22 protein-coding genes are annotated in these 21566 nt (G+C 74.2%); 9 read left to right on the top strand and 13 right to left on the bottom strand.

Annotated elements, in window-relative coordinates:
• Nucleotides 1-39 precede the first annotated feature (39 nt).
• From OG599_RS19185 to OG599_RS19160, 6 genes are all read right to left on the bottom strand, one after another.
• Complete coding sequence (locus OG599_RS19185; RefSeq protein ID WP_327180095.1) at nucleotides 40-621, bottom strand: hypothetical protein; 582 nt, start codon at nucleotides 619-621, stop codon at nucleotides 40-42.
• A gap of 160 nt (nucleotides 622-781) precedes the next feature.
• Nucleotides 782-1579, bottom strand: coding sequence for a type III pantothenate kinase (locus OG599_RS19180; protein WP_327177194.1), 798 nt, complete (start codon nucleotides 1577-1579; stop codon nucleotides 782-784).
• Entirely contained in the window at nucleotides 1579-2622 is a 1044-nt protein-coding gene (nadC, locus tag OG599_RS19175) for a carboxylating nicotinate-nucleotide diphosphorylase (protein WP_327177193.1), read from the bottom strand. Before nadC ends, OG599_RS19180 begins: the two co-directional genes overlap by 1 nt.
• A gap of 80 nt (nucleotides 2623-2702) precedes the next feature.
• Entirely contained in the window at nucleotides 2703-4373 is a 1671-nt protein-coding gene (locus tag OG599_RS19170) for an L-aspartate oxidase (RefSeq protein WP_327177192.1), read from the bottom strand.
• The gene (gene panC, locus OG599_RS19165; protein ID WP_327177191.1) at nucleotides 4370-5434 is read right to left on the bottom strand and encodes a pantoate--beta-alanine ligase; all 1065 of its coding nucleotides are present in this window, start codon (nucleotides 5432-5434) and stop codon (nucleotides 4370-4372) included. The genes OG599_RS19170 and panC overlap by 4 nt, the downstream gene beginning before the upstream one ends.
• Nucleotides 5431-6411 carry a Rossmann-like and DUF2520 domain-containing protein gene (locus OG599_RS19160; RefSeq protein ID WP_327177190.1) on the bottom strand — a complete coding sequence of 327 codons (981 nt, stop codon included), beginning with the start codon at nucleotides 6409-6411 and terminating at the stop codon, nucleotides 5431-5433. The genes panC and OG599_RS19160 overlap by 4 nt, the downstream gene beginning before the upstream one ends.
• A gap of 193 nt (nucleotides 6412-6604) precedes the next feature.
• Between OG599_RS19160 and OG599_RS19155 the strand changes: the two genes are divergently transcribed.
• The gene (locus OG599_RS19155) at nucleotides 6605-7750 is read left to right on the top strand and encodes a threonine aldolase family protein (protein WP_327177189.1); all 1146 of its coding nucleotides are present in this window, start codon (nucleotides 6605-6607) and stop codon (nucleotides 7748-7750) included.
• Between the two features lie 34 nt (nucleotides 7751-7784).
• Here the strand turns inward: OG599_RS19155 and OG599_RS19150 are convergent, their stop codons facing one another.
• Nucleotides 7785-7961 (bottom strand): hypothetical protein, encoded by a 177-nt coding sequence (locus tag OG599_RS19150; RefSeq protein ID WP_327177188.1) that lies wholly within the window; start codon nucleotides 7959-7961, stop codon nucleotides 7785-7787.
• A 104-nt stretch (nucleotides 7962-8065) separates the two neighbouring features.
• Between OG599_RS19150 and OG599_RS19145 the strand changes: the two genes are divergently transcribed.
• Complete coding sequence (locus tag OG599_RS19145) at nucleotides 8066-9178, top strand: DUF5937 family protein (protein ID WP_327180094.1); 1113 nt, start codon at nucleotides 8066-8068, stop codon at nucleotides 9176-9178.
• Nucleotides 9179-9193: 15 nt separating this feature from the next.
• Here OG599_RS19145 and OG599_RS19140 read toward each other — a convergent pair whose 3' ends face one another.
• Nucleotides 9194-9868: a response regulator transcription factor gene (locus OG599_RS19140; protein WP_327177187.1), complete on the bottom strand. Its 675-nt coding sequence runs from the start codon at nucleotides 9866-9868 to the stop codon at nucleotides 9194-9196.
• Between the two features lie 38 nt (nucleotides 9869-9906).
• A complete protein-coding gene (locus tag OG599_RS19135) occupies nucleotides 9907-11106 on the bottom strand; it encodes a sensor histidine kinase (RefSeq protein WP_327177186.1) in 1200 nt (399 codons plus the stop codon).
• Nucleotides 11107-11224: 118 nt separating this feature from the next.
• Between OG599_RS19135 and OG599_RS19130 the strand changes: the two genes are divergently transcribed.
• Both OG599_RS19130 and OG599_RS19125 read left to right on the top strand, forming a co-directional pair.
• Nucleotides 11225-12196 carry an SAM-dependent methyltransferase gene (locus OG599_RS19130; protein ID WP_327177185.1) on the top strand — a complete coding sequence of 324 codons (972 nt, stop codon included), beginning with the start codon at nucleotides 11225-11227 and terminating at the stop codon, nucleotides 12194-12196.
• Between the two features lie 83 nt (nucleotides 12197-12279).
• Nucleotides 12280-13422, top strand: a complete 1143-nt coding sequence (locus OG599_RS19125) for an NADH-quinone oxidoreductase subunit D (RefSeq protein WP_327177184.1) — start codon at nucleotides 12280-12282, stop codon at nucleotides 13420-13422.
• A 34-nt stretch (nucleotides 13423-13456) separates the two neighbouring features.
• On the opposite strand, the gene OG599_RS19120 is transcribed toward OG599_RS19125, so the two are convergent.
• From OG599_RS19120 to OG599_RS19105, 4 genes are all read right to left on the bottom strand, one after another.
• Entirely contained in the window at nucleotides 13457-14701 is a 1245-nt protein-coding gene (locus OG599_RS19120) for a hypothetical protein (RefSeq protein ID WP_327177183.1), read from the bottom strand.
• A 243-nt stretch (nucleotides 14702-14944) separates the two neighbouring features.
• Complete coding sequence (locus OG599_RS19115) at nucleotides 14945-15922, bottom strand: ABC transporter substrate-binding protein (protein WP_327177182.1); 978 nt, start codon at nucleotides 15920-15922, stop codon at nucleotides 14945-14947.
• Nucleotides 15923-16023: 101 nt separating this feature from the next.
• Entirely contained in the window at nucleotides 16024-16701 is a 678-nt protein-coding gene (locus OG599_RS19110; protein ID WP_327177181.1) for an ABC transporter permease, read from the bottom strand.
• Between the two features lie 3 nt (nucleotides 16702-16704).
• Entirely contained in the window at nucleotides 16705-17451 is a 747-nt protein-coding gene (locus OG599_RS19105; protein WP_327177180.1) for an ABC transporter permease, read from the bottom strand.
• Nucleotides 17452-17622: 171 nt separating this feature from the next.
• On the opposite strand from OG599_RS19105, the gene OG599_RS19100 reads away from it, so the two are divergent.
• From OG599_RS19100 to folK, 5 genes are all read left to right on the top strand, one after another.
• Nucleotides 17623-18807 (top strand): ABC transporter ATP-binding protein, encoded by a 1185-nt coding sequence (locus OG599_RS19100; RefSeq protein WP_327177179.1) that lies wholly within the window; start codon nucleotides 17623-17625, stop codon nucleotides 18805-18807.
• A 120-nt stretch (nucleotides 18808-18927) separates the two neighbouring features.
• Entirely contained in the window at nucleotides 18928-19788 is an 861-nt protein-coding gene (folP, locus tag OG599_RS19095; protein ID WP_327177178.1) for a dihydropteroate synthase, read from the top strand.
• Nucleotides 19785-20291 (top strand): nuclear transport factor 2 family protein, encoded by a 507-nt coding sequence (locus OG599_RS19090; RefSeq protein WP_327177177.1) that lies wholly within the window; start codon nucleotides 19785-19787, stop codon nucleotides 20289-20291. The genes folP and OG599_RS19090 overlap by 4 nt, the downstream gene beginning before the upstream one ends.
• 290 nt (nucleotides 20292-20581) lie before the next feature.
• Entirely contained in the window at nucleotides 20582-20941 is a 360-nt protein-coding gene (gene folB, locus OG599_RS19085; RefSeq protein WP_327177176.1) for a dihydroneopterin aldolase, read from the top strand.
• Entirely contained in the window at nucleotides 20938-21549 is a 612-nt protein-coding gene (gene folK, locus OG599_RS19080) for a 2-amino-4-hydroxy-6-hydroxymethyldihydropteridine diphosphokinase (protein ID WP_327177175.1), read from the top strand. The genes folB and folK overlap by 4 nt, the downstream gene beginning before the upstream one ends.
• Nucleotides 21550-21566 lie beyond the last annotated feature (17 nt).

Raw genomic sequence — 21566 nt, 5'->3', positions numbered from 1 at the left:
GGGGCCGGGCCGCCGTAGTCACGCCGACGTGCCGGGCGGTCAGCCGGCGGCGCGCTCCTCCTCCGGCGGCGGCACCGGGCGGCGGCGCGGCGGGAAGACCTCGGACGGCTTGGGCATCGGGCGGTCGCCCGGCGCCGGCGGCCGGGACGGCGCGGCCGGGCTCGCGGGGCGCTGGGGCTCCGCCGCCGCGCGCCCGCCCGGCAGGGCGAGCAGCCGGCTGCGGGGGCCCGGCGCGGTGAGGGCGGCGCTGCGGCCCGCCAGCCGGGCCCGCACCGAGCGTTCGGCGAGCGCCTGGCAGCGTTCCAGGAGCGCCGCCGCGACCGGTCTGCCGCGCAGCGCCCGCAGGGCGGCGAGGTCGTCCGCCTTGGGGTCGTAACCGGCGGCCAGGGCGTCCTGGAGGAGCTCCAGGTAGCCGCTGACGGAGCCGGGAAGGGCGGAGCGGTAGCGGGCGAGGTCGGCGAGGAGGAACGCGCGGAGCCGGCCCGCCTCGCCGACCGCATCGTCCACCGCTCCCGCGAGCCGCAGGCAGTCCTGGACATCCTCGTCGGGCAAGGGCATGGGGTGGAGGGCAACGGCGAGAGCGCGTCGGACTACCCGCAGCTCGTCCGCACCGAACGCCATGCCGCCTCGTGAACCGTAGGGCGTGGGCATGGCGCGACAGTACGTGCTAAAGGGACAAAATCCTCTTAACTGGTCACCTGTGGCGCGGCGCGCTCCGGTGCCGCCGCGCCGCCGCCGGGAGGCGTCGTCGCAGGTGCGCCGGGGTGCGCCGCGCCAGGGACTACATCCGCGAGACGTTGCGCTCGTAGACCAGACGGAGCCCGATGAGGGTCAGCCAGGGCTCGTGCTCGTCGATGACGGTGGCCTCGCCCAACACCATTGGCGCAAGGCCACCGGTCGCGATGACGGTCACGTCGTCGGGGTCGTCCGCCAGCTCGCGCTTCATCCGCGCGACGACGCCGTCGACCTGGCCCGCGAAGCCGTAGACGATGCCCGCCTGCATGGCCTCGACGGTGTTCTTGCCGATGACGCTGCGCGGGCGGGCCAGCTCGATCTTGCGGAGCTGGGCGCCCTTCACGCCGAGCGCCTCGACCGAGATCTCGATGCCCGGGGCGATGACACCGCCGGTGTACTCGCCGCGCGCGGAGACCGCGTCGAAGGTGGTGGCGGTGCCGAAGTCGACGACGATCGCCGGGCCCCCGTACAGCTCGACCGCCGCGACCGCGTTGATGATGCGGTCGGCGCCGACCTCCTTGGGGTTGTCCATGAGGATCGGTACGCCGGTCTTGATGCCGGGCTCCACGAGGACGGCGGGCACGTCGCCGTAGTACCGGCGGGTCACCTCGCGCAGCTCGTGCAGGACCGAGGGGACCGTGGAGCAGATCGCGATGCCCTCGATGCCGTCGCCCAGCTCGACGCCGAGCAGCGGGTGCATGCCCATCAGCCCCTGGAGGAGCACGGCCAGCTCGTCCGCGGTGCGCCGGGAGTCGGTGGAGATCCGCCAGTGCTCGACGATCTCCTCGCCGTCGAAGAGCCCGAGGACGGTGTGGGTGTTGCCGACGTCGATGGTGAGCAGCATCAGGCGTGGGCCTCACCGGTGGCGGTCTCGCGGAAGTCCAGGCCGATGTCGAGGATGGGCGAGGAGTGGGTGAGCGCGCCGACCGCGAGGTAGTCGACGCCCGCGTCGGCGTAGGCGCGGGCGGTGTCCAGGGTGAGGCGGCCGGAGGACTCCAGCACGGCGCGCCCGGCGACGAGCGCGACGGCCTCCTCGGTCTCGCCCGGGGTGAAGTTGTCCAGCAGGATCAGGTCGGCGCCGGCCTCCAGCACCTCGCGGACCTGCTGGAGGGTGTCGACCTCCACCTCGATGGCCAGCTCGGGGAACTCCTCGCGGACCCGCTTGAACGCCTCGGCGACGCCGCCGGCCGCGATCACGTGGTTGTCCTTGACCAGGGCCGCGTCCGAGAGCGACATCCGGTGGTTGACGCCGCCGCCGCAGCGGACCGCGTACTTCTCCAGCGCGCGCAGCCCCGGGGTGGTCTTGCGGGTGTCGCGGACCTGGGTCTTCGAGCCCTCCAGGACGTCCGCCCACGCGCGGGTGGCGGTGGCGATGCCGGAGAGGCGGCAGAGCAGGTTGAGCGCGCCGCGCTCGCCGGTGAGCAGGTCGCGGGTGCGGGTGGTGACCGTCAGCAGCTTCTGGCCGGCGGTGACGCGCTCGCCGTCCTCGACGTGGCGCTCGACCTCGAAGTCGTCGGTGCAGACGATGGAGAGCACGGCCTCGGCGACGCGCAGACCGGCGACGACGCCGTCCTCGCGGGCGGTGAAGTCACCGGTGGCGACGGCGTCCTCGGGGACGGTCGCCACGGTGGTGACGTCCACCCCGCCGTCCAGGTCCTCCTCGATGGCGACGTGCGCGACGTCCTCCACCTGGACGGGGTCGAGGCCGGCCTCGGCCAGCAGCTCGGCGAGCGCGGGGTCGAGGCCGCACTCCAGGGCGTCGGGGTCGTACTCGTCGGAGGCGCAGCCGCAGTCGTCGCCGCAGCCGCCCGCGGACGGTGCGGGGGCCCCGATGTGGATCAGCGGAACGTCCACCGGTGTCGGGCGGTTCTCTTCGGGCGTGCTCACGGTTGCGGCTCCTCGGGGGCGTCGGGCGGTGCTGTGCTGTGCGGTGGTTCGGTGCGGTGGTGCGGTGCGGTGGGTCGCGGTCAGTCCTGGCGTACGGGGTCGAAGTCGGAGCCCTCCGTACGGCGCACGGCGAGCGTCCGGTCCTCGCCGACGCGTACGACGAGGTGGGCGCGCCAGTTCTCGTCGTCGCGGTCGGGGTGGTCCTCGCGCCAGTGGCAGCCCCGGGTCTCCGCGCGGGCGGACGCGGCGGCGACCAGGACCCGGGCGACCAGCAGGAGGTTGGTGGTCTCCCACGCCTCGACGCCCGGTACGGCGGCCTTCTCCTCGGGCGCGCCGGCGCCGTCGCGCAGCGCCTCCAGCTCCCGGGCGGCGGCGGCCAGGCTCTCGGCGGAGCGGAGCACCCCGGCGCCCCGGGTCATGATCCGCTGGATCGTCGTACGGGTCTCGGGGGCGAGCAGCGCGGCGCGCGGGCCGCCCTCGGGGTGGACCGCCTCGGTGCGGGCGGGGCGGCGCTCGGCGATGTCGGCGGCGATGCGCTCGGCGAAGACGAGCCCCTCCAGGAGGGAGTTGGAGGCGAGGCGGTTGGCGCCGTGCACTCCGGTGCAGGCGGTCTCCCCGCAGGCGTACAGGCCGGGCACCGTGGTGCGTCCGTGCAGGTCGGTACGGACGCCGCCGGAGGCGTAGTGGGCGGCGGGCGCGACCGGGATCGGCTCGGTGACCGGGTCGATGCCGTGTTCGCGGCAGGCGGCCAGGATCGTGGGGAAGCGCCGCTCCCACATCTCGGCGCCGAAGTGCCGGGCGTCGAGGTACATGTGCTGGGTGCCGTGCAGCTGCATCTGGCGGGTGATGGCCTTGGCGACGATGTCGCGGGGGGCGAGCTCCGCCAGCTCGTGCTGCCCGGTCATGAAGCGCGTACCGGAGGCGTCGACGAGGTACGCGCCCTCGCCGCGTACCGCCTCCGAGACCAGCGGCTGCTGGCCCTCGGAGTCGGCGCCCAGGAAGAGGACCGTGGGGTGGAACTGGACGAACTCCAGGTCCGAGATCTCCGCCCCGGCCCGCAGCGCGAGCGCCACGCCGTCGCCGGTGGAGACCGGCGGGTTGGTGGTGGCGGAGAAGACCTGGCCCATGCCGCCGGTGGCGAGCACCACCGAGGGGGCGCGGACCGCGCCGACCCCGTCGTGCTGGCCCTCGCCCATGACGTGCAGGCTGACACCCGCCGTACGGCCTTCGGCGTCGGTGAGCAGGTCGAGGACCAGGGCGTTCTCGATGGTGTGCAGGGCGCGGGTGCGTACCGCCTCCACCAGGGCACGGGAGACCTCGGCACCGGTGGCGTCGCCGCCCGCGTGCACGATCCGGTTCCGGTGGTGGCCGCCCTCGCGGGTGAGGGCGACGCCGCCGCTCTCGTCCGTGTCGAAGTGCGCCCCGGTGTCGATGAGCCGGCGCACCGCGCCGGGGCCCTCGGTGACCAGGGTGCGGACGGCCGGCTCGTCGCAGAGGCCGACGCCCGCGACCAGGGTGTCGTCGAGGTGCTGCTCGGGGGTGTCGCCCTCGCCGAGCGCGGCGGCGATGCCGCCCTGGGCCCAGCGGGTGGAGCCGTCGTCCAGGCGGGCCTTGGTGACGACGACGGTGTCGAGCCCGGCGGCGACGCAGCGCAGGGCGGTGGTGAGCCCGGCCACGCCGGAGCCGATGACCACGACGTCGGCGTCGATGGACCAGCCGGGTTCGGGGGCGGTCAGCCGTATTCCGGTCACGAGAGGACTCCCAGGTCGAGGGGGATGTTGTCGATCAGACGGGTGGCGCCGACCCGGGCGGCGACTGCGAGGACGGCTTCGCCGCCGTCCCGGTCGTCGGGGACCTCGGTGAAGTCGGCCGGGTCCACCAGGGCGAGGTAGTCGATGACGAGCGGCTCCGCGGCCCGGACGGCGTCGTCCAGGACGGTGCGCGCGGCGGCCCGGACGGCCTCGGCCGTGCTGCCGTGCGGCGCGAGCGCCACGGCCTGGGCGTCGGCGGCGAGGCGGGACTCGCCGAGCGCGTTGAGCCCGGCGACCCGGTCGGTGCCGGTGGTCGCCCCGGATCCCTGACCGTCCCGCACCGGGCCGCCGGTGGCCAGGGCGCGCTCGCGCAGCGCCTGCTGGGCGGCGAGCCGGTCGCGGGCGGCGAAGAGGGCGGCCGACAGGGCGAGGGCGGTACGCCGCTCGGCCGGTGACAGGAACCGGTTGCGGCTGGAGAGCGCGAGGCCGTCGGCGTCCCGGACGGTGGGTACGGCGGTGATCTCGATGCCGAAGTTGAGGTCGCGGACCATCCGGCGGACCAGCGCGAGCTGCTGGGCGTCCTTCTGCCCGAAGAGCGCCTCGTCCGGGCGGGTCAGGTGGAGGAGCTTGGCGACGACGGTGAGCATCCCGTCGAAGTGTCCGGGGCGCGAGGCGCCTTCGAGGCGCTCGCCCATCGGTCCGGCGGTGATCCGGACCTGCGGGTCGCCGCCCGGGTACACCTCCTCGACCGAGGGCGCGAAGACCACGTCCGCGCCGGCCGCCGAGGCCACCGCGAGGTCGGCGTCCAGGGTGCGCGGGTAGCGGTCCAGGTCGGCGGCCTCACCGAACTGGAGCGGGTTCACGAAGACGGTGACCACGACCTGGCCGCCCGGTCCCGCCGCCGCGCGGGCGGCCCGGACCAGGGTGCCGTGGCCGTCGTGCAGCGCGCCCATCGTCATGACGACCACGCGGCGCGCGCCCGCCGGGCGGTCCAGCGCCTCCAGTGCGGCGGCGGTGTGCAGCAGGACGGCGGTGTCCGCCGGGGTGGGTGTGGCGGTCATCGGGGCTCCCCCGGCTCTTCGTCGTCGTCGGTGGGTGCGGGGCCGGCCGGGCGGCCGGTGGAGCGCGTGCCGTCCGCGAGGACGCCGAGCAGGTCCTCGGCGGACTCCGGCTTGAGCAGACCGTGCGCGAGGGCCCGGTCGGCGGTGGCGCGGGCCATCGCGAGGTACCCCGCGACCATCTGCGGGGCGTGCGCGCGCAACTCGCCGACGTGGGCGGCGACCGTGCCCGCGTCGCCACGCGCCACCGGGCCGGTGAGGGCCGCGTCGCCGGAGCGCAGGGCGTTGTCGAGCGCGGCGCCGAGGAGCGGGCCGAGCATCCGGTCGGGGGCCGAGACCCCCGCCTTGGCGAGCAGCTCCATCGCCTCGGCGACCAGGGTGACCAGGTGGTTCGCGCCGAGGGCGAGCGCCGCGTGGTAGAGCGGGCGGGCCTCCTCCTCGATCCACTCGGGCTCGCCGCCCATCTCGATGACGAGGGCCTCGGCGGCGAGCCGCAGCTCCTCGGGCGCGGTGATCCCGAAGGAGCAGCCGGCGAGCCGCTGGACGTCCACGGGCGTGCCGGTGAACGTCATCGCGGGGTGGAGGGCGAGCGGCAGGGCCCCGGCGCGCAGCGCGGGGTCCAGCACCCGGGTGCCGTACCGCCCCGAGGTGTGGACCAGGAGCTGGCCGGGCCGGACGGCGCCGGTGTCGGCAAGCCCCTGGACCAGGCCGGGCAGGGTGTCGTCGGGGACGGTGAGCAGCACCAGGTCGGCGCGGGCGAGGACTTCGGCGGGCGTCACCAGCGGGACGTCCGGCAGCAGGGCGGCGGCCCGGCGGCGGGAGGCGTCGGAGACGCCGGAGACCGCGACCGGGCGGTGCCCGGCGAGCTGGAGCGAGGCGGCGAGGGCGGGGCCGACGCGGCCCGCTCCGACGACGCCCACGGTGAGGCGGGCGGGGCGGTCCCTGGCGTCGAGAGGATCTCTCGGAGATGTCGTGTTCACGCGGCTATGGCCTTCCGTTCCAGTCCGCGGGGGGTACCGGACGATTCCTCTGCATGCTACGCCAGCGCCCCACCCCGCTTCCGCTCTGTCCACAGCCTGTGGGTAACTTCCCGGCGCCCGGCACCGGGGCTCCCGCGACCTTCCACGAAACCCCCGGGTGGGCGGCCCGGACCGGGCGGGCGATGATCGTCGCATGGCAGCAACGGACGAACAGAAGATGCGGCAGCGCCGGCTCGCCGCCTGGAAGGCCTCCCGCCGCATCCTGGCGCGCACCTCCTCCGACGGCACCCTCGGCGACCAGCTGGCCGCCCTCGCGGCGGGCGCCGGATCGGTGTACGACACGGGCGAACCGGCCGACATCTACGGCGACGGGGTCGTCGCCGAGGTCGAGAAGCGGGTGGCCGGGCTGCTGGGCATGGAGGCGGCGGCCTTCTTCCCCACCGGCACGATGGCCCAGCAGGTCGCGCTGCGGTGCTGGGCGGCGCGTACCGGCAACGCCACCGTCGCCCTGCACCCGCTCGCCCACCCCGAGGTGCACGAGGGAGGGGCGCTCGGCGCGGTGAGCGGGCTGCGGACGGTGCACCCGACGACCGCGCCCCGGCTGCCCACCGCCGAGGAGGTCGCCGACTTCCCGGAGCCGTTCGGCACCCTGATGCTGGAGCTTCCGCTGCGGGACGCCGGTTTCGTACTCCCGGCCTGGGAGGAGCTGACCGAGGTCGTGGCGGCGGCCCGGGAACGCGACGCCGTGGTGCACCTGGACGGCGCCCGGCTCTGGGAGTGCACCCCGCACTTCGGGCGCGGGCTGCCGGAGATCGCGGGCCTCGCCGACAGCGTGTACGTCTCCTTCTACAAGTCGCTCGGCGGCATGTCCGGGGCGGCCCTGGCCGGCCCCCGGACGCTGATCGAGGAGGCCCGCACCTGGCGGCACCGCTACGGCGGCCAGCTCTTCCAGCAGTACCCGGCCGCGCTGGCGGCCCTCATCGGCCTGGAGAACGAGCTGCCCCGGCTGCCCGAGTACGGGGCCCACGCCAAGGTGGTCGCGGCCGCGCTGACGGAGGCGTTCGAGGAGTCGGCGGTGCCGTGGTGCCGGCTGCGCCCCGAGCCCCCGCACACCCACCAGTTCCACCTCTGGCTGCCGTACTCCGCCGAGGTGCTGGACGAGGCCTCGGTGCGCCAGGCCGAGGAGACCGGTACGACCCTCTTCCGCCGCTGGTCCGCCGGCTCCCAGCTGCCGCCGGGGGTCTCGTACACCGAGGTCACCGTGAACGCGCCGGGGCTGGAGTGGACCGCCGAGGACGTACGGGACGCGGTGCGCGCGTTCGTCGCCCGCCTGGCCTGATCCGGGGCGGGGCGGCCGGCGGGTCCGCCCGCCGTCACCACCCCGGCCAGGCCCCGGCCCGCCTGCGGGCCCCTGCCTCGCGGCGGGCGCGGTACCGGCGGCGGAGGTCGCGCAGGACCTCGCGGTCGTGGGTGCCGGGCAGGGGCGGCGGGCGTTCGCCGCGCCTGCTCGCACGCCAGGTGTCGAACATCTGCTGCTGTATCGCGTCCATGGCTTCAGCCTGCGCGGCCCCACCCCGCACCGCCCGTCGATTGACGTCTCCCGTCAAGCGAAGTGCGCGGCCGGGCCGGCACCCCGCACCATGGTCCGGTGAGCGTGACCATCGACATCGCCGGGCTGCCCGCCGACCGCATCCTTTTCGAAACCTCCCCCCTGGCCGAGCTGGGGATGGCGCTGCACGCCCTCTCGGAGCCGGGCCACCACCCCGGGCTGCACGGCTGGGTCACCGCGACCTCCGCCGCGCTCCCGCCGGACCTCGCGGACCGGTTGCACGAGGCGGAGTTCCTCTGGCGGAACACCTTCTCCGACATCTTCGTACCGTTCGCCGGTCTCCCGGGCGGCAGCGGCCGTGCCGGCGCGACCCTCTCCGAGGACCTGGACACCCTGGACCGGCTGAGCGAGGAGCAGTTCGTCTCGGCCGCCCTGGAGTTCACCTCCTGCACCTTCTACGGCACGGGCACCGCGTCCCCGCTGACGAACGCGGCGGCGGCCGAGCGAGCACGCGACATGGCCGCCGCGCGCGGCCCGCGCCAGACGGACTTCACCGAACGGCTGCTGGCCGACCCGGGCTCGGTACGCGCCTGGCTCCGGCGGTTCTTCGAGGACTGCGAGGAGGCGTTCTTCGCCGACACCTGGAACCGGGCCCGCATCCCGCTGGTGGCCGACGCCCGGCACAAGACGGAGGTGCTCCGCCGCAAGGGCCTCGGCGAGGCGGTCGGCGCGGTCTCGGCGGCGCTCTCGCTGAGCGAGGACGGCGACCGCATCGTGATCGACAAGCTGAACGCGGCCCGGACCACCGCGACCGGCCCCGGGGTGGAGCCCGGTATCACCCTCGTCCCCACCGGTTTCGGCTGGCCGCACCTGATGATCGGGCACGCCCCGGCATGGCGGCCGGTGATCCTCTACCCGGTGCACCGGCCCGAGCTGCCCTCGCCCGCCTCGGTGGAGTTCGTCCGGCTGCGCCTGGAGGCGCTGGCCCACCCGCAGCGGCTGCGGCTCTGCCGCAACCTGGCCCGCGCCCCGCACACCACCGGCGAGCTGGCCGACGCGCACGGCATCACCTCCCCCGAGGTCTCCCGGCACCTGTCGGTGCTGAAGAAGGCGGGCCTGGTCACCACGCGCCGGCGCGGCCGGTACGTACTGCACCAGCTGGACCTGACGGTCGTCGCCCGGCTCGGCAGCGACTTCCTGGAGGGCGTGCTGCGCTGAACGCGGCGTGCCGGATCAGCGCGCGCCGCCCGCGCGGACCAGCCCCGACTCGTAGGCCATGACGACGACCTGGACCCGGTCGCGCAGCCCGAGCTTGGTGAGGATGCGGCCGACGTGCGTCTTCACCGTGGCCTCCGAGAGCACCAGCCGGCCCGCGATCTCGCCGTTGGACAGCCCCTGGGCGACCAGCAGCATCACCTCGCGCTCCCGCTCGGTGAGCCGCTCCACGCGCTTGTCGCCCGGGGTGGAGGTGGCGCTCGGCAGCAGCGGGGAGAACCGGTCGAGCAGCCGCCGGGTGGTGGACGGCGCGACGACGGCGTCCCCGCTGTGCACCGAGCGGATCGCGTTCAGCAGCTCCCCGGGCGGCACGTCCTTGAGCATGAAGCCGCTGGCCCCGGCCTTGAGCCCGGTGAAGGCGTACTCGTCCAGGTCGAAGGTGGTCAGGATGAGCACCTTGGGCGGGCTCTCCTGGGCGCAGATGCGGCGGGTGGCCTCCACTCCGTCCAGCCTCGGCATGCGGACGTCCATCAGGACGACGTCCACGGCGGTGGCGCGGAGCACCTCGATCGCCTCGGCGCCGTCGCCCGCCTCGGCGACCACCTCCATGTCCGGCTGGGCCGCGAGCACCATGCGGAAGCCGGTGCGCAGCAGCGCCTGGTCGTCGACGAGCATCACGCGGATGGCTGCCATGGGTCGGGGGTCCTGTCTCGTGGGGAGGGAAGAGGAGATCACATGCCCGGTTTCAGCGGGAGCAGCGCGCTGATCCGGAAGCCGCCGCCGGGGCGCGGGCCTGCGTCGAGGGTGCCGCCGACCATGCCGACCCGTTCCCGCATGCCGATCATGCCGTGGCCTGCGCCGTCCGCCCCGCCGTCCTCGTACAGCTCGTGCGGGGCGCCGCGGCCGTCGTCCTCCACGAGCAGCCCGAGGCCGTCGTCGAAGTAGACCAGCCGCACGCTGGCCCCGGCGTCGGGGCCGCCGTGCTTGCGGGTGTTGGTGAGCGCCTCCTGCACGATGCGGTACGCGGTCAGCTCGACGCCGCTGGGCAGCGGGCGCGGGGTGCCCTCGACGGTGAAGACGACGGCGAGGCCGGCCTTGCGGACCTGTTCGACGAGTTCGTCGATCTGCTCGACGTCGGGCTGGGGGACGTACTCGCCGCTGGTCTCGGCGTCTCCGGTGCGCAGTACCCCGAGCAGCCGTCGCATCTCGGCGAGGGCCTGGCGGCCGGTGGTGGAGATGGTCTCCAGGGCCTGGCGGGCCTGGTCGGGTGCCGCGTCCATGACATAGGCGGCGCCGTCGGCCTGGACCACCATCACGGAGACGTTGTGGGCGACGACGTCGTGGAGCTCGCGGGCGATCCTGGCGCGCTCGGCGGCGACGGCCACCTTGGACTGGGCCTCGCGCTCGCGCTCCAGCCGGGCGGCCCGCTCCTCCAGCGCCCGGAAATACGCCCGCCGGGTCCGCAGCGAGTCGCCGAGCACCCAGGCGAGCACGAACGGCACGGTCAGCACGACCACGACGAAGACCTGCTGGACCCAGCCGCCCTGCTGCTCCGGCCAGCGCGCCTGCGAGATCCCGGCGGCGAGCAGACCGCAGCCGAGCGCCAGCCGGGACGCCCAGCGCTCCCCGGACGCGGCGACGGTGTAGATGATCACCAGCAGGGCGAAGTCGGCGATGCCGGTCTCGACGCCGAGCGCCACCTGGGCGATCCCGATCCCGAGGGCGAGCAGCAGCATCCGCTCGGGCATCCGGCGGCGCAGCGCCACGACGGCGCAGAGCCCCAGGATGACCGGCACCGAGCAGACCCGCTCCCGCAGCCCTGCCGGGGGTCCGGCCACGTAGGCCACCCCGGAGAGCCCGAGCAGGACGACGGCCCAGAAGCAGTCGACGCCCGTCGGGTGTCTGCGGAGGAAGTCGTAGAGGCGCTGCACCTTGCCAGGGTAGGGAAGGGCGCGGGTACCCGGGGTCAACCGGAGGGCCGATCCGGTACGGCGGCCCGTACTCCCCAAGGTGGAGAGGTACCGGAGAGCGATGCCGGAGACTTGCCCCGTGACGGACGAATGGCTCGGATGGGGTGCGGCGGCGCGGGCCGCGCTGTACGGCGACGGCGGGTTCTACCGGAGGCCGGAGGGCCCGGCCGGGCACTTCCGTACCTCGGTGCACGCCTCCCCGCTCTTCGCCTCGGCGGTGGCCCGGCTGCTCGCGGAGACCGCGGCGGAGCTGGGTACGGACACCGTCGGCCTGGTGGACATGGGCGCGGGGCGCGGGGAGCTGACCGCGGGGGTGCTGGCCGCCGCCCCGGCGGGGCTGCGGATCACCGCGTACGCCGTCGAGCTCGCGGACCGTCCGCCGGGCCTGGATCACCGGATCGAGTGGTGCGCGCGGTTGCCGCAGGGCGTCACCGGGCTGCTCTTCGCCAACGAGTGGCTGGACAACGTGCCGCTCGACGTCGTGGAGGTGGACGCGGCCGGCACCGCCCGGTACGTCCTGGTCAGGGCCTCGGACGGCGCGGAGCGGCTGGGCGGTCCGGTGTCCGGCGCGGACGCGCGGTGGCTGGAGCGCTGGTGGACACCGGCCGGCCCCGGCGACCGGGCCGAGATCGGGCTGCCCCGCGACCTGGCGTGGGCCGAGGCGGTCGGCTCGCTGGCGGCGGGGCGCGCGGTGGCCGTGGACTACGCGCACGTAGGCGGCGCCCGGCCGCCGTTCGGCACCCTGACCGGGTTCCGGGCCGGCCGCGAGGTGGACCCGGTGCCGGACGGCTCCTGCGACCTCACCGCCCATGTCGCCCTCGACGCCTGCGCCGCCGCCGGAGCGCCCGTCGGCGGCCCGCCGCCCGAACTCCTCGACCAGCGCACCGCCCTGGGCCGCCTCGGCGTCAGCGGTGGCCGGCCGCCGCTGGCGCTGGCCTCCACCGACCCCGCCGGGTACGTCCGGGCGCTCGCGGCGGCGGGCGAGGCGGCCGAGCTCACCGCGCGCGGCGGGCTCGGCGACTTCGGCTGGCTGGTGCAGCGGGTGGGGTGAGCGGCGCCCCCCGGACTTCCGGGGACGGCCGGGGGCCCGACCGTCCGCGCGCACGGGTTTCCGCGCAAGGAATACTGGGCCGCATGACGGAGACGACGGTCGGCATCGGTGGCGCGGCGGAGAGCACCGACATGGTGCTCAACATCGGTCCGCAGCACCCCTCCACGCACGGTGTGCTCCGGCTGCGGCTGGTCCTGGACGGCGAGCGCATCCTGAGCGCCGAGCCGGTCATCGGCTACATGCACCGGGGCGCCGAGAAGCTCTTCGAGGCCCGTGACTACCGGCAGATCGTGATGCTCGCCAACCGCCACGACTGGCTGTCGGCGTTCTCCAACGAACTCGGTGTGGTGATGGCCGTCGAGCGGATGCTCGGCATGGAGGTCCCCGAGCGGGCGGTCTGGACGCGGACCCTGCTGGCGGAGCTGAACCGGGTCCTCAACCACCTGATGTTCCTCGGCTCGTACCCCCTCGAACTCGGCGGCATCACGCCGATGTTCTACGCGTTCCGGGAGCGCGAGGAGCTCCAGGCGGTGATGGAGGAGGTCTCCGGCGGCCGGATGCACTACATGTTCAACCGGGTCGGCGGCCTCAAGGAGGACCTCCCGGCGGGCTGGCTCGGCCGGGCCAGGGACGCGGTGGCCTCCGTGCGCTCGCGGATGGACGTGTACGAGGACCTGGTGCTCGGCAACGAGATCTTCCGGGGCCGCACCCGCGACGTCGGGGTGCTGACCGCCGGGGCGGTGCACGCGTACGGGGTGTCCGGGCCGATCGCCCGCGCCTCCGGCGTCGACTTCGACCTGCGGCGCGACGACCCGTACCTCGCGTACGGGGAGCTGGCGGACGTACTGAAGGTCGTCACCCGGACCGAGGGCGACTGCCTGGCCCGCTTCGAGTGCCTGCTGGAGCAGACGGTCAACGCGCTGGACCTCGCGGACGCCTGCCTGGACCGGATGGACGCGCTGGCGCCGGGGCCGATCAACCAGCGGCTGCCCAAGGTGCTCAAGGCCCCCGAGGGCCACACCTACGCCTGGACCGAGAACCCGCTCGGCATCAACGGCTACTACCTCGTCTCCAAGGGCGAGAAGACTCCGTACCGGCTGAAGCTCCGCTCCGCCTCGTTCAACAACATCCAGGCGCTGACGGAGCTGCTGCCGGGCACGCTCGTCGCCGACATGGTCGCGATCCTCGGCTCGCTCTTCTTCGTCGTCGGCGACATCGACAAGTAGCCCCCGCCGGGGCTCTGCTCCGGCGGGCGCCCCGTCAGGAAGCGGCGCCCCGCAGGCCGGAGGGGTCGGGACGGTCCCGGGTGTCCGGCTGCGCGAGGTCGATGACCTTGCCCACGGCGCGCGGGTCACCGGCGTGGCTGCGGTGCACGGCCAGCGCCTCCTCCCCGACCACGTCCGCGAGGTCCTCCTCCTGCACGGGCCGGGCCGCCTGCCGCTGCCCGGGGGCCGTACCCGCCGTCCCCGCACCGGCCGCCGGGCCCGCGCCCCCGGGCTGGGTGCCGAAGAAGTCGAACCCGCCCTGCGGCACCTGCGCCCGGCGCGGCGCGGAGTGCGGTACGAGCGCCGAGGCCGCGGGGACCGTACGGGTCACCCGGGCCGGCAGCGCCGGCGGACCGGCCGTCCGGGGCGCGGGCAGCGCGGGCTGCGGAGCGGGCTGCTGCTGCGGTGTGCGCGGCGCCCGGGGCGCGAGGTCCGCCGGATGCGCGCCGTTGCCGCTGGTGCCGTTGGTCCGGTGGTCGGTGAGGTGGCCGCCGTACGCGGCGTGGTCGCCGCCCGTGCGGTCGCCGCCCGTGCGGTCGCCGTACCCACCGGCCGCCCGGTCGCCGTACTCACCGGCCGCCGCGTGACGGCCCCTCGGGCCGTCCGCCTCCGAGGCCGACTGCCGGGCGCGCTCGGCGAGATCACGCTGCCGGGCCGACTCCGCGGTCCGGCGGGCCTCCTGGAGCGCGGCGTTGCGGGGCAGGTCGCGCAGGGCGCGGGCGGCGGCGAGGTACGCGGACGGGGTGGGCGTGGAACGGGCGGGCGGCAGCGCGATCGGGGTGGCCGCCGCCTCGATGGCGAGCTGCCTGCGGCCCTCCAGCGCGCTGGCCCGCTCGGTCTCGGCGGTGGCGTACCGGCGCAGCAGCCCGGCGTGTTCCCCGCGCAGTCCGGCGAGCTCCATCCGCTTGGAGCGCAGCTTGGTCTCCAGCCGGGTGCGCAGCTCGCGCGCCTCCTCCAGCTCCTGTTCCAGCTCCGCCGCCCGCTCCTCGGCCCGCCATTCGACGCCGGCCTGGGCGCGCTGGAGCTCCGCGACGCGGAGTCCGGCGGCCTGGTCCCAGGTACGCATCAGGTACGCGCCGACGAGTCCGGTGGCGGCGGCCGCCGTCGCGAGCAGGCGCAGCGGGAGCGTGTCCAGGGGCGCCCACGCACCGGCGGCCAGCGCGACCGCCACTCCGGCCACCGCGGAGGGCGGCAGCAACTTGTGCAGGGGTGGCGAATGGCGATGGCGTCCACGGGGCATGGCTGGAATTTACCGCGTGCGATCGGCGTACGGGAGTCCACCCGGCCTTTTGTTCCCCTGCGGTTACCTGACACCGCGTCGAACAACGCGGGCCGCCTCATTCCTCCAGCTTTCCGGCGGCCGGAGATCCCGTCAGGAAATCCCCGGCCACCGGGCGGTCACCCGGGATACCGCCCTCGGATACCGGGCCAACCGTAAACCGGCCACCCGATACCCGCGAACCGCATACCCGGGGACGGACGGTCAGCCGATCAGCTTCTTCGCGGTCAGATACTCCTTGGCGACGTCCGCCGGCTTGGCGCGCTCCGCGTCGACCTTGCGGTTGAGTTCCGCGAGGTCCTCCGTGGTCAGAACGCCGGTGACCTTCGCCAGCAGTGCGGCGACCTCCGCCGACCCGGCGTCCTTGGCGTTCACCACGGGAAGGAGGTTGTCGGCGTTCTGGAGGTGCTTGTCGTCCTCCAGGAAAACCAGGTCGTACGCGTCCAGGACGGCGTCCGTGGTGGTGCTCAGCACCAGCTGGTCCACCCCGTCCTTCACCGCCTGCTTGGACTGCGGAGTACCGACACCCTTGGGGTCGATACCGGCCACGTCAATGCCGTACGTGGCCTTCAGCCCGGGGGCGCAGAAGGGCCGTACCGCGCACTCGTCGCCGGCCGCGATCTTCACTTTGATCTTCGACTTACCAAGATCGGAAAGGGTCGTCAGCTTGTTCTTCGCGGCGAATTCCTTGGTCACCGCGAACGCATTCTGGTCGACCGCCTCTCCGGCCGGAAGGACCTTCAGGCCGAGCGGGGACGCGAGCTTCTCCAGCGCGGCGACGGTGGCCGCCACGTCACCGGAGGCGACCGGGGTCTTCTCCGCCTCCTTCGCGCCGTTCACCTTGGCGTTGAGGAATTCCGCCAGGGTCGCCGCGTATTCGGGGATGACGTCGATCTCGCCCTTCTCCAGGGAGGGTTCGTACAGCTCCCGGTTCTCCACCGTGGTGATGGAGGTCTTCCATCCTCCGTCGGCGAGGATCTGGGAGTAGAGCTCGGCGAGCACCTTGGACTCGGTGAAGGCCGCCGAACCGATGACGAGCGTGCCCTTCCCGGCGTCCGCCGGGGCGGAGGCGCTGCCCTTGTCGCCGTCCTTCTCCAGGCTGTCGCCCCCGCAGGCGGCGAGCGACCCGGCCAACGCGATCGTCCCGATGACCGCACCCGCTATGCGCGAGGTTCTGCTCATGTTCCTACTCCGTCCACGGCTGTTGAGACTCTTGACACTGCTGACACTGCTGAAAGTGCTGAGACCGCCGAAAGTGCTGAAGTCGTCGCGTGCGGCGCCGTTCACGCCCGGCGCCCCCGCCGCCGCAGCGGCGACAGCAGCCGGTCGAGCGCCAGCAGTACGCCCTCCACCACCAGGGCCAGCAGGGCGACCAGGACCGCTCCCGCGAACACCTGGGCGGTGTCGTACCGGTTGAACCCGGCGGTGATGACGCGTCCGAGCCCGCCGAGCCCGGCCATCGCCGCGATCGAGGCGGTGGCCACCACCTGGACGGCGGCGGACCGCAGCCCGGACATGATCATGGGCTGGGCGAGCGGCAGTTCCACCCGGAGGAAGACCTGCTTCCCGGACATCCCCATACCCCGGGCGGCCTCCACCACCGCGCGGTCCACCCCGGTCATGCCGACGTACGTGTTGGTGAGCAGCGGCGGCACCGCGAAGAGCACCAGGGCGATCACGGTCGGCAGATAGCCGGAGTTGCGCAGCGGGGTGAGCATGAAGAGGGCGAGCACCGCGAAGACGGGCACCGCCCGGCCCACGTTGGAGATGTTGATGGCGAGCGCGCCGCCCCGGCCGAGGTGGCCGAGCCGGAGTCCGAGCGGCAGCGCGATCGCGCAGGCCACCAGGAGGGCGAGCCCGCTGACGTAGAGATGCTCGGCAAGGCGGTGCGCCGCGCCGTCCGGGCCGGACCAGTTGGAGCCCGTGACCAGCCAGGTCCAGGCGTCCGCGACCACTCCCACGGCTCAGCCCACCTCCGTCTTCGCGGCCTGCGTCACCGGCGCCGTCTCCGCCGTACGCACCGTCACCGTCGCGGGTACGCCCGCCCGTACCCGGGTCCACGGGGTCAGCCACCGCTGCACCCCGAGCAGCAGCAGGTCCGCCGCGACCGCGAGCAGCACGCAGAGCACCGAGGCGGCCAGCACCTGGGCCTTGAAGAGGCTGGGCAGGGCGTCCCGGATGAGGTTGCCGAGTCCGCCCTTGCCGACCAGCGAGCCGACGGTGGTGAGCGCCACGGTGGAGACCGAGGCGATCCGCAGACCGGCCATCAGCGCGGGCAGCGCGAGGGGGATCTCGACCTCCCAGAGCAGCCGTACGGGCCCGTACCCCATGCCGCGCGCGGCCTCTTTGACCTCCTCGGGCACCGCTTCGAGCCCGGCCAGGATGTTCCGTACGAGGATGGTCAGCGAGTACAGCACCAGTCCGGTGACCACCAGCGCGGCGGAGAGCCCGAACACGGGCAGCAGCAGGGAGAACATCGCCAGCGAGGGCACGGTGTAGATCACCGTGGTCAGTCCGAGGACCGGTCCGGCGAAGTGCCGCCCCCGGCGGGCGAGCAGGGCCAGCGGGAACGCGATCACCAGGCCGATCGCCACCGACACGGCGGTGATCCAGATGTGCTGGACGGTCGCGTCCGTCAGCTCCTGGCTGCGGGAGCGAAGGTACGCGCCGCAGATCCAGTCGTTCGTCACCAGGCAGTTCGCCGCAGCCATCCGCCCCCACCTCCCCATCCCCCGTGCCGGCCCGAATCCGGGGTACGGGCCCGTCCCGGGCCTTCCGGCGGCGGGCACGCGGACGAGCCTATCCTCGTCCACGGACCAGCACGGAGGCCGTCCCGTTCCAGCAACACGCCCGTCACAGAGGGCGCTCCACAAGGGGAAATCATGATCCGGTTCGAGAACGTCACCAAGCGGTACGCCGACGGCACGACGGCCGTCGACTCGCTCTCCTTCGAGGTGGCCGAGGGCGAACTCGTCACGCTCGTCGGCCCGTCAGGATGCGGCAAGACGACCACCATGAAGATGGTGAACCGGCTGATCGAACCGACCGAGGGGCGCGTGCTTCTCGACGGCGAGGACATATCCGCCGTCGACCCCGTCGAACTTCGGCGCCGCATCGGCTATGTGATCCAGCAAGTGGGCCTCTTCCCGCACAGGACGGTCCTGGAGAACACCGCCACCGTTCCCCATCTCCTCGGCTGGAAACGCGCCAAGGCCCGGGAACGTGCCGCCGAACTCCTGGACCTGGTCGGCCTCGACCCGTCCGTGCACGGCGACCGCTACCCCGACCAGCTCTCCGGTGGCCAGCGCCAACGCGTCGGCGTGGCACGGGCGCTGGCCGCCGATCCGCCGGTCCTGCTGATGGACGAGCCGTTCGGCGCGGTCGACCCGGTGGTCCGCGAGCACCTCCAGAACGAGTTCCTGAGACTCCAGGAGCGGGTCCGCAAGACCGTCCTCTTCGTCACCCACGACATCGAGGAGGCGGTACGCCTCGGCGACCGGATCGCCGTCTACGGACAGGGCCGCATCGAGCAGTTCGACTCCCCCGCCCGGGTGCTCGGCGCCCCCGCGAACCCGTACGTCGCGGACTTCGTCGGCGCCGACCGCGGCCTGAAGCGGCTCTCGGTCACCCCCGTGGCCGAGGCCGACCTCGACCGGCCGCCGGTCGCCCGCCCCGGCGAACCGCTCCGGGACGCCACCGCCCGGATCGCCGGGGACGGCGCCCGGTGGGCGGTGGTGCTGGACGACCAGGACCGCCCGCTGGGCTGGCTGCCCGCCGGGACCGAACCGTCGCCCCCCGGCAGGGACGCCACCGTCCGCGACGGGCTGCGCCCCCTGGACGCCCGCCTCCCGCTCGGCGCCCCGCTCCGCCGCGCCCTCGCCACGATGCTCCAGCACGACGCGGGGTGGATCGCCGTCGTGGACGACGAGGAGTCCGGCCGCTACCTCGGCACCCTCACCCCCGACCGGCTGCACGCCGCCCTGCGCCGCTCGATCGGCGCCGACGCGGCGGACCGGGCCGAGGCGGAGGCGGCGCCGGGGAAGGAGACGTCCGGGCGGGCCGGCTGACCGGGCGGGGACGGGACCGAGGACGGCCGGGCACGCGGGCCGACCAGGCGCGGGGCCCCGGCCGCCGTCCGCGGCCCCGGGCGCACGCGCCCCGGTACCGCCACGCTCTACGCTGGACGTATGAGTAGCTTGCGCGGACGGGGCACGGTCGAGGGCCTGCCGGAGTGGGACCGCTGTGCGGTCATGGGCGTCGTCAACGTGACCCCCGACTCCTTCTCCGACGGAGGCCGGTGGTTCGACACCACGGCCGCGATCAAGCGCGGGCTGGCCCTGATGGCCGACGGCGCGGACCTGATCGACGTCGGCGGCGAGTCGACGCGGCCCGGGGCGAGCCGGGTCGACGAGGACGAGGAGCTGCGCCGCGTGGTGCCCGTCGTACGCGGTCTGGTCGCCGAGGGCGCCGTCGTCTCCGTGGACACCATGCGGGCCCGCGTCGCCGAACAGTCGATCGCGGCCGGCGGCGTGCTGGTCAACGACGTCAGCGGCGGTCTGGCCGACCCGGACATGGTCCGGGTGGTCGCCGGGACCGGGGCACCGTTCGTCGTGATGCACTGGCGCGGGTTCAGCGAGTCCATGAACGCCCGCGCGGTGTACACGGACGTGGTGGGCGAGGTCGTCACCGAGCTGCGCGAGCGCATGGACGCCGTGGTCGCGGGCGGGGTCGCACCCGAGCGCATCGTGATCGACCCGGGCCTCGGCTTCGCCAAGGACACCGCCCAGGACCTGGCGCTCGTCGCGCACCTGGACGCGCTGCGCGCGCTGGGCCGCCCGCTGCTGGTGGCCGCGTCCCGGAAGCGGTTCCTCGGGCGGACCCTGGCCGGTCCGGACGGCACCCCGCCGCCGGCCCGGGAGCGCGACGCGGCGACCGCCGCGATCTCCACGATCTCCGCCCGGGCCGGTGCCTGGGCCGTCCGGGTCCACGAGGTCCGGGCCAGCGCGGATGCCGTACGCGTGTGCCGCGCCGTCGAAGGAGCCGCGTGACCACGCCGCCCGCGGGCTCCGACGGGGACGACGCCCCCGGCATCCCCGACGCGGCCACCGACGTCGCCGCCGTGGAAGCGGCGAACACCGACTTCTACGAGGCGATGGAGAGCGGCGACTACGAACGTCTCGCCGGTCTCTGGCTGCCCGGCGAGGACCTCACGGTCTCCTGCGTCCACCCCGGCTGGCCGGTGCTCCGGGGCCGTGGCGACGTGCTGCGCAGCTACGCGCTCATCATGGCGAACACCGAGTACATCCAGTTCATCCTGACCGACGTGGACGTCGCCATGACCGGGGACACCGCCCTGGTCAACTGCACGGAGAACATCCTCAGCGGCGGCCCCGCCGAGGGCGACGACACGGTCGGCCCGCTGGTCGGCCAGCTCGTCGTCGCGACCAACGTGTTCCGGCGCACCCCGGACGGCTGGAAGCTCTGGTCGCACCACGGCTCCCCGGTCCTGACCGAGTCCGACGAGGAACCGGAGCCGGAATCCCCTGCCTGATCCGGCCGCATCCGGCGCTCACGGCGCTCCAGGCACTCCCGGCGCGGGGGATTGAGCCCCCGGAACAGCGGGTATACGCGGACACCAGCGCCCGTGGGAACGGCGGACGCCCCTCGCGGGGCGTGTACCGGACACACCCGAGGCCCCGCTCTGTCGGTGCTCGCGGGTAGATTCGGAAGAAGGCGTCTTCGCCGGGGCGCGGTGCCGGTATGCCGGGGCGCGCGGGCCCGGCGCCCTCCGAAAGGAAGGTTCCCGCGCCTCGTGGACCAACAACAGCAGGAGTGATTCGCGTGGATCGTGTCGCGCTGCGCGGCCTCAAGGCCCGTGGACACCATGGCGTCTTCCCCCGGGAACGCGAAGAGGGCCAGACCTTCATCGTGGACCTGGCCCTGAGCCTGGACACCCGGGCCGCCGCGGCCGCCGACGATCTCTCGCGGACCGTGCACTACGGCGTCGTCGCGGAAGAGGTCGTCGCCATCGTCGAGGGCGAGCCGGTCGACCTGATCGAGACCCTCGCCGAACGCATCGCCCAGCAGTGCCTCAAGCACGAGGGAGTCCACGAGGTCGAGGTGGTCGTCCACAAGCCGGACGCCCCGATCACGGTCCCCTTCGACGACGTGACCATCACCATCATCCGGAGCCGAGCATGACAGCATTTTCCGCCCGCGGGCAGAGCGATCCCACTGTCCAGCCGGTGCCGGCCTCGGTCGTCCAGCAGGTGGACGACGCCGACATCACCCTCTCCAACCCGAAGCGGGCCGTGATCTCGCTCGGCTCCAACCTGGGCAACCGCCTGGAGACCCTCCAGGGCGCCATCGACGCCCTGGAGGACACCCCCGGCGTCCGGGTCAAAGCGGTCTCCCCGGTGTACGAGACGGAGCCCTGGGGCGTCGAGCCCGGTTCCCAGCCGTCGTACTTCAACGCGGTGGTCGTGGTGAAGACGACGCTGCCGCCGTCCTCGCTGCTGGAGCGCGGCCACGCCATCGAGGAGGCCTTCGACCGGGTCCGCGAGGAGCGCTGGGGGCCCCGCACCATCGACGTCGACATCGTCGCGTACGCCGACGTGGTCTCCGACGACCCGCACCTCACGCTGCCGCACCCCCGGGCCGGCGAGCGGGCCTTCGTCCTCGCGCCCTGGCACGACGTGGACCCCGAGGCGCAGCTGCCGGGCGCCGGTCCGGTCGCCGAGCTGCTGGCCGGAATCGGGCGGGACGGCGTGCTGCCCCGGGCCGACCTGGAACTCCGCCTGCCCGAGTAATCGTTAGGCTCTGAGGG

This window comes from Streptomyces sp. NBC_01335 (assembly GCF_035953295.1).
GTDB lineage: Bacteria > Actinomycetota > Actinomycetes > Streptomycetales > Streptomycetaceae > Streptomyces.
This window is presented reverse-complemented; position numbering and strand designations above follow the sequence as displayed.

Coding starts and splice junctions, on each gene's coding strand:
- OG599_RS19180 (WP_327177194.1), bottom strand. CDS start 1,579: ATGCTGCTCACCATCGACGTCGGCAACACCCACACCGTCCTCGGGCTC.
- OG599_RS19155 (WP_327177189.1), top strand. CDS start 6,605: ATGGCAGCAACGGACGAACAGAAGATGCGGCAGCGCCGGCTCGCCGCC.
- panC (WP_327177191.1), bottom strand. CDS start 5,434: ATGACCGCCACACCCACCCCGGCGGACACCGCCGTCCTGCTGCACACC.
- OG599_RS19140 (WP_327177187.1), bottom strand. CDS start 9,868: ATGGCAGCCATCCGCGTGATGCTCGTCGACGACCAGGCGCTGCTGCGC.
- OG599_RS19100 (WP_327177179.1), top strand. CDS start 17,623: ATGATCCGGTTCGAGAACGTCACCAAGCGGTACGCCGACGGCACGACG.
- OG599_RS19105 (WP_327177180.1), bottom strand. CDS start 17,451: ATGGCTGCGGCGAACTGCCTGGTGACGAACGACTGGATCTGCGGCGCG.
- folK (WP_327177175.1), top strand. CDS start 20,938: ATGACAGCATTTTCCGCCCGCGGGCAGAGCGATCCCACTGTCCAGCCG.
- folP (WP_327177178.1), top strand. CDS start 18,928: ATGAGTAGCTTGCGCGGACGGGGCACGGTCGAGGGCCTGCCGGAGTGG.
- OG599_RS19115 (WP_327177182.1), bottom strand. CDS start 15,922: ATGAGCAGAACCTCGCGCATAGCGGGTGCGGTCATCGGGACGATCGCG.
- OG599_RS19120 (WP_327177183.1), bottom strand. CDS start 14,701: ATGCCCCGTGGACGCCATCGCCATTCGCCACCCCTGCACAAGTTGCTG.
- OG599_RS19150 (WP_327177188.1), bottom strand. CDS start 7,961: ATGGACGCGATACAGCAGCAGATGTTCGACACCTGGCGTGCGAGCAGG.
- OG599_RS19125 (WP_327177184.1), top strand. CDS start 12,280: ATGACGGAGACGACGGTCGGCATCGGTGGCGCGGCGGAGAGCACCGAC.
- OG599_RS19185 (WP_327180095.1), bottom strand. CDS start 621: ATGGCGTTCGGTGCGGACGAGCTGCGGGTAGTCCGACGCGCTCTCGCC.